The sequence below is a fragment of the Microbacterium azadirachtae genome (assembly GCF_000956545.1).
Taxonomy (GTDB): Bacteria; Actinomycetota; Actinomycetes; order Actinomycetales; family Microbacteriaceae; genus Microbacterium; species Microbacterium azadirachtae.
The window spans coordinates 42,803-55,124 of sequence record NZ_JYIT01000073.1 but is presented as its reverse complement, the minus strand read 5'-3'; the positions used below and the strand labels follow the sequence as shown (position 1 = coordinate 55,124).

At 71.4% G+C, this 12,322-nt stretch carries 13 protein-coding genes; 5 read left to right on the top strand and 8 right to left on the bottom strand.

The window, feature by feature from the left end; genetic code table 11:
- Positions 1–18 precede the first annotated feature (18 nt).
- Positions 19–1,134: a sensor histidine kinase gene (locus RL72_RS08590; protein ID WP_045250408.1), complete on the bottom strand. Its 1,116-nt coding sequence runs from the start codon at positions 1,132–1,134 to the stop codon at positions 19–21.
- Positions 1,131–1,793 carry a response regulator gene (locus RL72_RS08585; protein WP_045250407.1) on the bottom strand — a complete coding sequence of 221 codons (663 nt, stop codon included), beginning with the start codon at positions 1,791–1,793 and terminating at the stop codon, positions 1,131–1,133. The genes RL72_RS08590 and RL72_RS08585 overlap by 4 nt, the downstream gene beginning before the upstream one ends.
- 153 nt (positions 1,794–1,946) lie before the next feature.
- Here RL72_RS08585 and RL72_RS08580 point away from each other — a divergent pair, with 153 nt between their 5' ends.
- Positions 1,947–3,923, top strand: a complete 1,977-nt coding sequence (locus tag RL72_RS08580; RefSeq protein WP_045250406.1) for a bifunctional lysylphosphatidylglycerol flippase/synthetase MprF — start codon at positions 1,947–1,949, stop codon at positions 3,921–3,923.
- A 42-nt stretch (positions 3,924–3,965) separates the two neighbouring features.
- Here RL72_RS08580 and RL72_RS08575 read toward each other — a convergent pair whose 3' ends face one another.
- The gene (locus RL72_RS08575; RefSeq protein ID WP_045250405.1) at positions 3,966–4,838 is read right to left on the bottom strand and encodes a LysR family transcriptional regulator; all 873 of its coding nucleotides are present in this window, start codon (positions 4,836–4,838) and stop codon (positions 3,966–3,968) included.
- An 86-nt stretch (positions 4,839–4,924) separates the two neighbouring features.
- Here RL72_RS08575 and RL72_RS08570 point away from each other — a divergent pair, with 86 nt between their 5' ends.
- Positions 4,925–6,136 carry an MFS transporter gene (locus RL72_RS08570; protein ID WP_248700423.1) on the top strand — a complete coding sequence of 404 codons (1,212 nt, stop codon included), beginning with the start codon at positions 4,925–4,927 and terminating at the stop codon, positions 6,134–6,136.
- A 16-nt stretch (positions 6,137–6,152) separates the two neighbouring features.
- Here the strand turns inward: RL72_RS08570 and RL72_RS08565 are convergent, their stop codons facing one another.
- The gene (locus tag RL72_RS08565) at positions 6,153–6,695 is read right to left on the bottom strand and encodes a Dps family protein (RefSeq protein WP_045250403.1); all 543 of its coding nucleotides are present in this window, start codon (positions 6,693–6,695) and stop codon (positions 6,153–6,155) included.
- 210 nt (positions 6,696–6,905) lie between these two features.
- Positions 6,906–7,871, bottom strand: coding sequence for a DUF6264 family protein (locus tag RL72_RS08560; protein ID WP_052674277.1), 966 nt, complete (start codon positions 7,869–7,871; stop codon positions 6,906–6,908).
- A gap of 170 nt (positions 7,872–8,041) precedes the next feature.
- Between RL72_RS08560 and RL72_RS19800 the strand changes: the two genes are divergently transcribed.
- On the top strand, positions 8,042–8,197 hold the full coding sequence (locus RL72_RS19800; RefSeq protein WP_156156744.1) for a hypothetical protein: 156 nt from the start codon (positions 8,042–8,044) through the stop codon (positions 8,195–8,197).
- A 62-nt stretch (positions 8,198–8,259) separates the two neighbouring features.
- On the opposite strand, the gene RL72_RS08550 is transcribed toward RL72_RS19800, so the two are convergent.
- Positions 8,260–8,862 (bottom strand): TetR/AcrR family transcriptional regulator, encoded by a 603-nt coding sequence (locus tag RL72_RS08550; protein ID WP_045250401.1) that lies wholly within the window; start codon positions 8,860–8,862, stop codon positions 8,260–8,262.
- An 82-nt stretch (positions 8,863–8,944) separates the two neighbouring features.
- Here RL72_RS08550 and RL72_RS08545 point away from each other — a divergent pair, with 82 nt between their 5' ends.
- Together RL72_RS08545 and RL72_RS08540 are read left to right on the top strand one after the other, a co-directional pair.
- A complete protein-coding gene (locus RL72_RS08545; RefSeq protein WP_045250400.1) occupies positions 8,945–9,331 on the top strand; it encodes a DUF1304 domain-containing protein in 387 nt (128 codons plus the stop codon).
- Between the two features lie 50 nt (positions 9,332–9,381).
- Positions 9,382–10,422 carry an NADP-dependent oxidoreductase gene (locus RL72_RS08540; RefSeq protein WP_045250399.1) on the top strand — a complete coding sequence of 347 codons (1,041 nt, stop codon included), beginning with the start codon at positions 9,382–9,384 and terminating at the stop codon, positions 10,420–10,422.
- A gap of 75 nt (positions 10,423–10,497) precedes the next feature.
- Here the strand turns inward: RL72_RS08540 and RL72_RS08535 are convergent, their stop codons facing one another.
- Positions 10,498–11,319 (bottom strand): alpha/beta fold hydrolase, encoded by an 822-nt coding sequence (locus RL72_RS08535; protein ID WP_045250398.1) that lies wholly within the window; start codon positions 11,317–11,319, stop codon positions 10,498–10,500.
- Positions 11,320–11,430: 111 nt separating this feature from the next.
- Positions 11,431–12,294 carry a helix-turn-helix domain-containing protein gene (locus RL72_RS08530; RefSeq protein ID WP_045250397.1) on the bottom strand — a complete coding sequence of 288 codons (864 nt, stop codon included), beginning with the start codon at positions 12,292–12,294 and terminating at the stop codon, positions 11,431–11,433.
- Positions 12,295–12,322: the final 28 nt, after the last annotated feature.

Here is a 12,322-nt window from a genome sequence, read left to right as displayed (position 1 = left end):
GCGCTCCCGGTCGGCGGGTCAGGCGGGGGAACGCGGAAGCGCGAGGCGCACCGCATAGCCGTCACCGCTCGGCGCGGCGACGAGGGTACCGCCGAGAAGCTCCGCGCGTTCCCTGAGGCCGAGCAGCCCGAGCCGCGCGCTCGGCAGATCCAGGGGAGGTTCCGACGGGCGGGAGTTCTCGACGATGACGCCATACGATCGGTCGTCCGACCACAGACGCACGCGGATCGCCGATCCGGGTGCGTGCTTGCGCACGTTCGTCAGGGCCTCCTGCACGGTGCGGTACACGGCGCGTTGGGCGGCGGAGGGGATTCCGCGCGGGAGCTCTCCCATCGTGGTGACCGGCAGACCGCTCGCCGCGATGAGGTCGGTCAGATCGGCGATGGTGGGCTGGGGCGCGAGGCCAGGGCTCCGCGTGCCCGCGGCGCGCAGGAGGGTCACCATCGAGCGCAGCTCGTCCAGAGTGGTTGCGGCCATCGTCCGGATGGAGCTGGCCGCATCGCGCACCTCGGCGTCGGCGGCCGTCACCTGCAGTGCGCCGGCCTGCACCGAGATCAGGCTCACCTGATGGGAGACCACGTCGTGCATCTCGCGGGCGAGCTGGTTGCGCTCCTGGGTGAGAAGACTCTGCGCGTACAGTTCGCGCTCGTGCTGCTTCGTCGCCTCGATCTCGGCGATCCTCGCTCGCAGATCGGATGCCGCCTGGGTCAGCTGCCCGAGCAGGATCGGGGCGGCGGCGGTGGCGAGCTGGTAGACGAAGGTCACAGCCGTCCAGTTCTGGTCGGTCGTGAGCAGGCTCGTCAGGGGCCAGCCGACGGCCTCGGCTGCGGCGAACAGCGCTCCGCAGAGGAAGAGCAGCCATCTGCGGCGGCTGCGGCTCGAGAGCGCGAGCAGCACGATGACCGGGGCGGCGAGGATGTTCGCGATGAGGGCGGCGGGCAGTGTCAGCGCGAAGGCGATGAGCGGCCATCGGCGTCGGATCAGCAGCGCCGCGCACGCGAGCGCGCTGGTACTGATGCCGAGCACCCCCTCGTCGACGGATGTGAGGGTCGCATCGACGGCGGCGATGGCGACGGCGAGGAGATCCGTCGCCCACGCCGGGATGCGCCGCCAGATGGCCGCCAGGCGATTCACCGGTCCGACGGCCGTTCGTCGAGCAGCCCGGCGCGCTGCGCTGCCAGTGCCGCCTGCACTCGGCTCGCGACGCCGAGCTTGGCGAGGATGGCGCTGACGTGGTCCTTGACCGTGCCGGCGCCGAGGTAGAGCCGCGCGCCGATGTCGGCGTTCGAGAGCCCCTCGGCGACGAGCACCAGCACCTGGCGCTCGCGGTCGGTGAGCGTGCCGACGCGCTCCGCCTCCTCGTCGAGCGCGGCGCCCAGGCCGGGGTGGGTGTCCAGCAGGGTGCGGGAGGCTCTCGGCGACAGGACGACCCCGCCCGCCGCGAGGGCGCGGACATACTGTCCGAGTTGCTCGGGCTCGGTGTCCTTCAGCAGAAATCCGGACGCGCCGGAGCCGAGGGCCGTCATGATGTACTCGTCCGCGTCGAAGGTCGTGAGCATCGCCACGGCGGGCCGCTCAGGCATGGTCGAGACGATGCCCAGGAGGGTCAGCCCATCGACCTGCGGCATCCTGATGTCGAGCAGGAGCACGTCGGGCTTCTCGGCCTTGATCACATCGAGCGCTTCGATGCCCGACGCGGTACCGACGACGCGGATGTCGTCCGTGGCGTTCAGGATCATCGTGAATCCTGAACGCACCAGGGCCTCGTCGTCGACGATCACGACACGAATCATGGGTTCCTCTTCTCCTCCCCGCACACGCTAGGGCAAAGACGCGCATCGAGGATCCATCACCGCCGTCCGGTGGACCCGATCCCCGCCGATCGACGGATGCGGTTACGCCGGTCGGATGACGACGCGGGACGGAGGAACGGCTGGACTGGAGTCATGCACCGTGTTCTGCCCCGCCTCGCCCGGAACTCCCTGCGGTATCCGCTGGCGCTGGCGCTCGCCGCCGCGGCGGTGGGCGCCGGCATCGCCCGAGCCGCGTGGGCGAGCGAAGCGGAACTCGCCGGCGTGCACTTCAGCTTCCTCTCGTGGATCCTCCTCATCGTCGCCGTCGGGGTGGCGGAGCGTTCGGTGAGCAGCAGGTGGGCGTTCAGCGTCGGTGCGTCCGCGACCGCCGCCGGTGTCGCCGCCGCCTGGAGCCTCCTGTCGGCGGCCGCAGCATTCGGAGAGCCGATGTCCCAGGAGGCGCTGCGCTACCAGGCGTGGACACCGTCGGTCACCAGCGCCGCCCTCCTGATGGCCGTCTCCAGTCGGCTCCGTCCGGCCACGCGCTGGACGCTGCGATGGGTCGTCGGAACGGGCGTCGTCGTCCTGCTGCTCATGAGCGGCCACGCATCCGACGTGGCGCGGATGTTCGCGGTGCTCGCGGCCGCCGTGGCGGCGACCATCGGCCGGCCTGCGCGCCCCGGTACGGACTGGAGGCCGAGTGCGCAGACGCGTTGGCGCAGTGCGGTGGCCTCGGCCCTGGTGGTCATTGCGAGCGGGCTCGCGCTGGGATCGGTCGTGCCGAACGCCACAGGCGTGCTGGCCTGGGCGGGTGCCGTCATCGATCCGATCGCCGCGCCGGTCGCATCGGCTCTGCTCGTCGTGAGCGCCGTGCTGATCATGCGGGGTCGTATCCTCGGCATCGTCGTGGGCGGGATCGCTCTCGCCGGGGTCGCGGCCGTCTCCCTCGTCGAACTGATCGTGCGCCCGATCGTCGAGGGCGGGATCGTGTGGCAGGGGCTCACCGGTGCGGAGACCGAATGGCAGGTCATCCTCCTGCTTTCCGGCGGCCTGCCGGCACTGGCTGCGTTGATCCTCGCCCTGGGGGCACGAAAGGTCATCCGCCGGCCGGCTCCGGTCGCGACCGCGGCGGACCGTCAGCAGCTGCATGTGGCCCTCAAGGCGTCGGGCGACTCCACGTTCGCGCACATGGCCACCTGGGCAGGCAACTCCCTGTGGTTCGGCGAGGACGGTTCGGCTGTCGCCTACCGTGTGCGCGACGGGATCGCCTTCACCGTCGGAGATCCGATCTCCGAGGATCCGCGTTTCGCCCTGCCCACCTTCGCTGAGTTCTGCGAATCGCGCGGCTGGACGCCGGTGTTCTACAGCATCCATGACGAGGCGGCGTCGGCTCTCCAGGAGGTCGGCTGGGCGCGCATCCCGGTGGGCACGGACGCCGTGATCGACGTGGACGGCTTCACGCTCAGCGGGCGACGCCGTCAGGATCTCCGCACGGCCGTCAACCGTGCCGATCGCGAAGGTCTCTCTGCGGTGTGGACCCGCTACGCCGAGACGGCACCCGCGGTGCGCGCGCAGGTCGACGCGCTCTGCTCCGCCTGGGCCGACGACAAGCGTCTCCCGGAGATGGGCTTCACACTCGGCGGCCTCGCGGAGCTGACCGACCCCGACGTGCGCCTGATGCTGGCGATCGGTGCGGACGGCCGCGTCCAGGTCGTGACGAGCTGGCTTCCTCTTCGGCGTGATGGCCGGATCGTCGGGTGGACCCTCGACGTCATGCGGCGCGACCGCCGGGCGATGCCGGGCGCGATGGAGTTCACCATCGTCTCTGCCGTGCGACAGGCGTCGGAGGACGGTCTGCAGACGATCGGCCTCTCCGGGACGCCGCTGGCGCCGCACGAGGGTCGGCAGTCCGGCTGGCTGGCCCGCCGGATGTCGCAGATGCTGGAGCCCAGCTACGGATTCGCCTCGCTCGAACGCTTCAAGGCCAAGTTCGGCGCCCGGCACGAACCGCTCTGGATGAGCTATCCGCAGCCGCTGCTACTGACCCGGATCGGGCCCGCACTGCTGCGCACCTATGCGCCCACGCTGCGGCTGACCCAGGTGTTCAGAGCACTCCGCGCCGCCGCCTGACGGGATGGGACGTCGACCCGTCCGGCACGGATCGCCGGCCCCTCAGCGATAGGCGGCCAGGAACTCCTCGATCAGCGCCGCGGCCGGGGCGCTCGGAGAGCGGGGGCTGATGATGCTGAGATCCCACTCGATCGGCTCGGCGAGGGCCACGGTGACGACGCCGTCGACGGGCGTGATGATCAGTTCGGGGAGGATCGCGATCCCGAGGCCCGTGGCGACGAACACCGGGATCGCGCTCGTCTCCGTCACCTCGGCGCGGATGTCGCGGACGATGCCGCGTGCGGCGAGGGCGGAGTCGAGGACGTCGCGATTGCCGAAGCCGACCGGTGTGTCGACGAAGTGCTCCGCGGCGATCTCGGCCACCTCGATCTCCGTCCGCTGCGCGAGCGGGTGGTCCTCGGAGAGGACGACGCGGTACGGCGTGGTCGCGAGCCGGTGCACGGCCAGGCCGGACGCCGCCGATGCAGGCAGGCCGAACAGGCTCAGATCCACCCGGCCGCGGCGCACCGACTCCACGAGCTCGCCGGATCCGCCGGACGTGCCGCGCAGGCGGAGCTCGACGAGGGGGTTCGCGCGATGGAAGGCCCCGATGACGCGCGGGACGGCCATGGAGCTGATGCTCGTGAACATGCCCATGCGCAGGAGCCCCCGCAGCTCGCCTCGCGGATCCGCCGCGGCCTTGGCGCGCGCCTCGGCGTCGGCGAGCTCACGCAGGACGGGAAGGACGGCCTCTCCGGCCGCGGTGATCCGCACGCCGCGCTGATCGCGCTCGAACAGGGCGGCGCCCAGCTCCTTCTCGAGCGCGCGCACGCCGGCGGAGACGGTCGACTGGCCGGCGAACACGCGCTGCGCGGCCCGGGTGAAGCTCAGCTCCTCGGCGACGGCGATCGCGTACTCGGCTTGACGGGTGTCCATGCAGGCTCCTAGTCATCGATGAGAACGATGGCAGTGATCAATGATAACCGTTGGACTCGATGACGTCGGGCGGCGAGCATGGAGCCGTGACCACCACGACAGCATCCCTCGCCCTTCCCTCCGCCCGGCGCCTCCCGCACCACGCCGGCTTCTGGATCATCGCCGTCGCGTTCCTGACCCAGATGGCGTTCTGCGCGATCCCCACCCCGCTCTACGCGATCTACCAGCAGCGCGACGGCTTCCCGACGATCGTCCTCACGGTGATCTTCGTGTCCTACGCGGTCGGCGTGATGGTGAGCCTGTACCTGGCGGGACACGTCTCCGACTGGCTCGGCCGCCGGCGCGTGATCCTCGGCTCGCTGCTGATCAACGTGCTCTCCGCCGTCCTCTTCCTCGTGTGGACCGACGTGACCGGCCTCATCATCGCCCGCTTCGTCTGCGGGCTCGGTGTCGGCATCCTGACCGCGACCGCGACGGCGCACCTCTCCGAGCTCGGTGCCGCCGCCGGCCGCCCTGCGGGGCGCTCGGCCCTCGTGTCGACCTTCGCGAACCTCGGCGGGATCTCGCTCGGTCCCCTCGTGGGCGGAGTGGTCGCCACCTGGGCGGCGCGCCCGCTCGTGACGCCCTACGCGATCTTCGCCGTCCTCCTCGCCGTGGAGGCGGTCGTCGTGGCCTTCGTGCCGGAGACCGTCGAGCGGCGCGAGGAGCGGCCCGCGTACCGGCCGCAGCGGGTGGCCGTCCCGGCGGCGGGTCGGTCGGCCTTCTGGTCGGCGGCCGCGGCGGCCTTCGGCGCCTTCGCCGTCTTCGGCACCTTCATGGGACTCTCGTCGACGTTCCTCGGGCGGGTGCTCGGCGTGCACTCGCCGCTGCTGGTGGGCGTGGCGCCGTTCATCCTCTTCATGGCCGCCGCGGCGGCGCAGATCCTCACCACGACGGTGCCGGCGCGCGCGCAGCTGCTCCTCGCGATCGTCCTCGCGGTGCTGGGCCTCGCCGCAGTGGCAGCGGGCGCCGTGCTGACGTCCCTGTCGTTCTTCCTGATCGGAGCGGGGACCACGGGCGCCGGCATCGGGATCCTGTTCCGCAACGCGCTGACCACCGCGGCGTCGGCGGCCATGCCCGAACGACGGGGCGAGGCGCTCGCCGCCATCTTCCTGATCGCCTACGCCGGCATGACGCTGCCCCCGCTGCTCGCGGCCGGTGCACTGAGCATCTGGTCGCCGGTCACGGTGCTCATCGGTCTCAGCGCCCTCGCCGGCTTGCTCGTCGTGGTGTCGGGAGCGCGGATGACGCGTCGCTGAACGCAGCCGCCCCCTGTCACTTCGGGGTGCGGTTCTCCGCGCTGACCATCCAGGAGAGCTGCTCGATCCGCTCGAGGATCGTGTGCAGGATGTCGGCGGTGGTGGGATCCTCCTCGTCCACCTGGTCGTGCACCTCGCGGCAGGTGGCGGCGACGCCGTCGAGGCGCTCGGTCATGAGATCGATCGCGTCGCGGGTCGCGATCTCGCCGTGCGGGCACTCGGGCAGCGTCGTGGTCTCCGCGACCACGTCGCTGCGGCCGTCGGGGAGCGCGTGGAGGGCGCGCATCCGCTCGGCCACCGTATCGGCGAACAGCCGGCTGGCCTCGATGATCTCGTCCAGCTGGAGGTGCGTGTCGCGGAAGTTCGTGCCGACCACGTTCCAGTGCACCTGCTTGCCCTGCAGCGAGAGCTCGATGAGGTCGACCAGCACCCGCTGCATGCTGTCGCTCAGCTTCTGGGATGCGGCGAAGCCCTTCTCGGCGTTCTCCTCCGCGGTGCGCGCGGCTCCGCGGGAGGGCTTGCGGCGGTTCTTCGGGGTTGTCGTCGCCTGGGCGTTCATGGGACTCCTTCTTCGACGGGATCCGCAGGCGGACGGATCCGCCTGCGCTGACCCTGCGCACGCTACGTGCTCGCCGCCCGGAGTCCCACGGGCTTGCGCATCTCGGCATCGGGCACTAGTCGAGCCGGATCCGGGTGGGATCCGACGGCGCCGGACGTGTGACGCCTGACTGGGATGCCGGACGTGCGTCGCAGCGGCGAGGTCCGCGGGTCAGCGGCGCGCGGGATCGATCGCGTCGGTGATGCGGGAGACGACGATCCCGCCGAGCACGGCCGCGCCGATCACGAGCACCTCGCCGAGGATCGCGGCTCCGAGCGCTCCGCTGAGCGCTGCGGTCGAGTCGGCCGATGTCATCAGCCGGCTGGCGCCCGCGCTCACGAAGTTCGCCGAGATCCACAGCGCCCACCAGGCGCCGCGGATTCCGGGAGTCAGCCGTGCCTGCGAGGCGCGGGCCAGGTCGGACACGTTCTGGAACGGGAAGAAGAGCGACACGATCGGGATGAACCACGATCCGACGTGCCAGCCGGGGGAGCGGCGAAGGGATCCCGCCGGCAGCGAGGCTGCGGCCCGGTACTGCCAGACCACCCAGAAGACGGCTGCGGCGAGGAGCACGATCAGCGCGACGATGGAGAGAGGGATCGAGACGGCGTCGTAGGCGTTGAGCGCCTCGATGCCCGCGGACCCCTGGTCGTACGCGGTGAGTGCGCCGATGCCCCAGGCGTCGACGGCGATCGTGATCAGGGAGAACGCTGCGTAGACGAGCATCAGCCAGCGAGCGGTCGCGCCGACGCCGCGGAGGGGACGCACCGCGGCGGGCGCGGCGGTCCAGGCGCCGGGGTACGCCGAGGGCGCTCCCGGCTGCACGTACCCCGGAGCGGGCGGAACCGGAGGCGTGGGCGCGCCGTACTGCCCGTACGGCGGAACCGGAGGCGCGACCTGCGCCGGCGGCGCGTACTCGCCGAACTGCGGGGCCTGAACCGGCTGCGGCGGCTGCCCGTACGGCGGAACCGGAGGCGCGGCCTGTGCGGGCGGTGCGTACTCGCCGTACTGCGGGGCCTGCGCCGGAGGGGCCGGCTGGACCGGCTGCGCGGGCGCGCCAGACGGCGGAGGCGGCGGGAAGGCGGCGGCACCGTGCGCGGGCTCGGGCTGAGGGGCGGGGGGCTGGGGATCGCTCATGGAAGTCCTCGAAATCGGCGCCGGTGGTGATGCTGTGCCGAACATAGCAGTCGGGCGATGGCGCACGGGCTCGTCCTGGTTGTCGCCGGCACAGAAACCCGTGCGGATCCGGGGCGGGTGGAGGATCCTGTCCCTGAGCGCGAGTCACGCGCGCGGACGAGGAGGACGAGATGGGTCACGACAAGAACGACGAGCTGCGCGAGGACCGGCAGGAGCAGGAGGAGCGCCGGCAGCACCACCGCGACGAGGCGTTCGACGAGACGGGCGGCGTCGACGACGAGGGATCGCAGGACGAGCGCCGCAAGGAAGGGCTCGACCGGATCTGATCCGGGTGCGCTGCGGGCGGTCGTGGTCGACCTGACCGCAGTGGAGCGCACCGACGCCGCGGTCAGCTGCGCGCAGCCGCCCCGGTCTCGAGCGCGACCAGCTCGATCGCCGACGCGATGCCGCGCGCCGCCTCGGCGGGGTCGATCCGCGCGAGCGCGAACGCGGCGACGACGCTGCTCGTGATCGCGGTGACCCGGCGTTCGCGATCCGCGACGTCGAGGTGGGGCGCAAGCGCGCGCACCCCGCGGTCGAAGGCGTCGCGGAGCTCCGCACGATAGTCGGCGATCACCTGCGCGACCTTCGGATCCTGCGCGATCGGCGCACCCGCCGCGTTCACGAGCAGGCAGCCGTGCGATGCGGGCATCGAGGTCAGGGTGCCGAACGCGTCGCGCAGACCCTCCAGATAGTCGATGATCGCGCCCGGTGCGACGGTCTCGCCGGTCAGGGGGCGCAGCCGCGGACGGACGACCTCATCGAGGTAGCTCTGCACGGCGGCGTCGAACAGGCCGCGCTTGGAGCCGAACGCGTTGTAGATGCTGGAGCGGCTGAGGCCGGTCGCGGTCTCGAGCTCGGGGATCGACGCGCTCTCGTAGCCGACGGTCCAGAACAGCGTGCGAGCCGCGCGCACCACGGTGTCGCGGTCGAAGCTCTGCGTGCGTGCCATGGTCGCCCTTTTCTGTAATGACTGATCCAGTATATATTGGACAGGTCGTTACAGAAAAGGTTTCACGCAGAGGAGTCCCATCGTGGTCGTCGCAGGTCTGATCTTCGCCGGAGTCGCGGCGCTCGTGCACGTCTACATCTTCGTCATGGAGTCGGTGGCGTGGACCACGCCCCGGGTGCGCGCGACGTTCGGCATGAGCGAGGAGGAGGCGCGGGCGACGAAGCCGATGGCGTTCAACCAGGGGTTCTACAACCTGTTCCTCGCGATCGCGGTCTTCGCGGGCATCGTCTTCTTCTCCGTCGGCGCCCCGGTCGTCGGCGCCACCCTCGTGTTCGTCGGAGTGGGGTCGATGGCCGCCGCGGCGCTCGTGCTCCTGCTGTCCAGCCCGGACAAGCGGGGCGCCGCCCTCACGCAGGGCGTGATCCCGGCGGTGGCCGCGATCCTCCTCGTGATCGGCCTCGTGCTCTGACCTCGCCCGCACTTCCCGACCCATCCGAATCCCCCTCACGAAGGAGTTCCATGTCCACTGCCCTGAGCACCCAGATCCAGCTCGCCCAGCGTCCGGTCGGCTGGCCGACGCCCGATGACTTCCAGACCGCGGAGGTGGTCTACGAGGCCCCCGCAACCGGCGAGGTGCGCGTGCGCAACGAGTTCGTCTCCGTGGACCCGTACATGCGGGGACGCATGAACGACGTCCGCAGCTATGTGCCGCCCTTCGCCCTCGGCGAGACGATCACCGGCGGCGCGATCGGGCGGGTGGTCGTCTCCGCGGCCCCCGAGCTCCCGGTCGGCACGCTCGTGCTGCACCAGCACGGCTGGGCCGACGTGGTGCAGGCCGACGCATCGACCTTCCGCGCCGTCCCCGAGGTGCCCGGCCTCTCGTCCTCGCTGCGCCTGCACATCCTCGGGATGACCGGCCTCACCGCGTACGTCGGGCTCACCGCGATCGCGGGGCTCAAGCCCGGCGACACCGTGTTCGTCTCCGGTGCGGCCGGCGCGGTGGGCACGGCGGTCGGCCAGATCGCCAAGCTCCTCGGCGCGGGCCGGGTGATCGGCTCGGCGGGCACTCCCGAGAAGGTCGCGCTGCTGACCGAGAAGTACGGCTACGACGTGGCCTTCAACTACAAGGACGGCGACGTGCGGGCGCAGCTCGCGGCCGCCGCTCCGGAGGGCATCGACGTGTTCTTCGACAACGTCGGCGGGGATCATCTGGAGGCGGCGCTCGACGTGTTCAACGACGGCGGCCGCGCGGCGCTCTGCGGTGCGATCGCCGGCTACAACACGACCGACCGCACCCCGGGGCCGGACAACCTTGCCAACATCATCACGCGGGCCCTGACCCTGAAGGGCTTCACGCTCGCGGCGTACCTGGGCCTGGCGCCCGAGTTCCAGGAGAAGATGGCGACCTGGTTCGCCGAGGGGAGGATCGCGTACGACGAGACGATCGTCGACGGGATCGAGAACACCGTCGACGCGTTCCTCGACATGATGCGCGGCGCGAACACGGGCAAGATGCTCGTGCGCATCGCGCCCGCGGAGGACGCGGCGGAGACTGCCTGAGCGCGCCGGATCCTCCTGAGCGCACCGGATCGCGGTGGAAGCGGCGGGGGTCCCGAAACCCCCGCCGCTTCGGCGTCACTCCGCGAAGAACGCGAGGATGTCGTCGTCGAGGGCGACCTGGTAGTCGCCCCAGATCCCGTGCGACGCGCCCTCGTAGACCTTCAGGGTCCCCTGCGAGACGAGGGTGATCGCCTTCTCGGCCGCCGCGGCGATGGGGACGATCTGGTCGTCGTCGCCGTGGGCGATCAGGATCGGGACGTCGAGCGCCTCCAGGTCCTTGGTGAAGTCGGTCTCGGAGAACACCTTCACGCAGTCGTAGGCGGCGTTGAGGCCTGCCATCATGCCCTGGCGCTGGAAGTCGTCGACGAGCCCCTGCGAGCGCTTCTCCGGCTGGTGGTTGAAGCCGAAGAACGTCTCGGCGAGGTCCTTGTAGAACTGCGACCGGTCGTTGAGGACTCCCGCACGGATGCCGTCGAAGACCTCCAGCGGCGTGCCCTCCGGGTTGGCGGCGGACTGGAGCATGATCGGCGGGACCGCGCCCGCAGTGGCGACCTTCGACACGCGCCCGGCTCCGCGGGTGGCCGCGTAGCGGACGACCTCGCCACCGCCGGTGGAGTGGCCGACGAGGAGGATGTCCTGCAGGTCCAGCTGCTCGGCGAGCGAGGCGAGGTCGGCGACGTAGGTGTCCATGTCGTTGCCACGGTAGGTGCGGGCCGAGCGGCCGTGGCCGCGGCGGTCGTGCGCGATGGCGCGGTAGCCGGCGTCGGCGAAGAGCTTGAGCTCCTTCTGCCAGGCGTCCGAGCTGAGCGGCCACCCGTGGCTGAAGATGACCGGGCGGCCCTCGCCGAGCTCGGTGTAGTAGATCTCGGTGCCGTCGGGCGTGGTGATGTAGGGCATCGTGTGTCCTTTCCTGGGGAGGGGGCGCGACGCGCACGGCGACGGATCGCCGCGCTGCCGCGAGACACACGCTAGGGCGAGGGCGCATCGGGGAGGGAGGCCCGCGTAGTACTACCCTTCGGGCGCCGCGGTGCTCGTCGGGGCCGTCGGCGGCGTCGGCCCCGACGAGAGCGGCACCGACGCGGCGAGCCCCGCGAAGAGCGTCTCGGCCATCCCCCCGGGCCCGGCGGAGAGCACGGTGAGCTGATAGCCGGGGAGGCTGCGCACGGCGAAGTTGTGGGCATCGATCGCGACGTCGCCGAATCCCTCGATGACGATGTGGAAGGTCGTGTCCTCCGGGCCCGAGACGTCGTGGCGCCCCCAGATCCGCACGAAGTCCGGATCCGCGGAGAGCTCGGTCACGAGCTCCGCCAGGCGGGGGGAATCCGGATGCGCGTCGCGGCGGAGCGTGGCCACGGCGGACCGGGTCATCTCCTCCCACTCCCGGAGCGTGCTCTTCATGCGGTCGTTGAAGAGGCCGGCGATCTGATTGGAGCCCACGGCGAGGCCCCCGTGTCCCAGCGCCGTGGCCAGAGCATTCGCGGCGACGATGTCGCGATGCGGATCTGAGATGTACGCGGGCGTGCGGTACCAGCGCGAGAGCGTGCGCGCGATGCGCTCGGCGGCTCCGGCGTCGGGCACGTGCGGCCGGTGGGGTCGGCCGGTGACGAGACGGTCCAGGTGCGCGATCGACTCGTCGTCGAGGCGGAGGGCGCGCGCGAGGGCCGCCAGGACCTGCTCGGACGGGCGGCCGATGCGTCCCTGCTCGATGCGCAGGTAGTACTCGGCGCTGATGCCCGCGAGCTCGGCGACCTCCTCACGCCGCAGGCCCGGAACCCTTCTCCCGGGCTGCCGGGTCAGTCCGACGTCCTCGGGCTGGACCACGTCGCGTCGTGCGCGGACGTAGCGGCCCACGGCGTTCAGGGAGTCGCTCACGCAGGTCCTCGGTCGGGGGAGAGAAGGG

Bases quoted from the DNA above. Each gene is read 5' to 3' on its own strand.
- RL72_RS19800 (WP_156156744.1), top strand. From the start codon at position 8,042: ATGGGTCACGACAAGAACGACGAGCTGCGCGAGGACCGGCAGGAGCAG.
- RL72_RS08550 (WP_045250401.1), bottom strand. From the start codon at position 8,862: ATGGCACGCACGCAGAGCTTCGACCGCGACACCGTGGTGCGCGCGGCT.
- RL72_RS08540 (WP_045250399.1), top strand. From the start codon at position 9,382: ATGTCCACTGCCCTGAGCACCCAGATCCAGCTCGCCCAGCGTCCGGTC.
- RL72_RS08585 (WP_045250407.1), bottom strand. From the start codon at position 1,793: ATGATTCGTGTCGTGATCGTCGACGACGAGGCCCTGGTGCGTTCAGGA.
- RL72_RS08575 (WP_045250405.1), bottom strand. From the start codon at position 4,838: ATGGACACCCGTCAAGCCGAGTACGCGATCGCCGTCGCCGAGGAGCTG.
- RL72_RS08580 (WP_045250406.1), top strand. From the start codon at position 1,947: ATGCACCGTGTTCTGCCCCGCCTCGCCCGGAACTCCCTGCGGTATCCG.
- RL72_RS08565 (WP_045250403.1), bottom strand. From the start codon at position 6,695: ATGAACGCCCAGGCGACGACAACCCCGAAGAACCGCCGCAAGCCCTCC.
- RL72_RS08535 (WP_045250398.1), bottom strand. From the start codon at position 11,319: ATGCCCTACATCACCACGCCCGACGGCACCGAGATCTACTACACCGAG.
- RL72_RS08560 (WP_052674277.1), bottom strand. From the start codon at position 7,871: ATGAGCGATCCCCAGCCCCCCGCCCCTCAGCCCGAGCCCGCGCACGGT.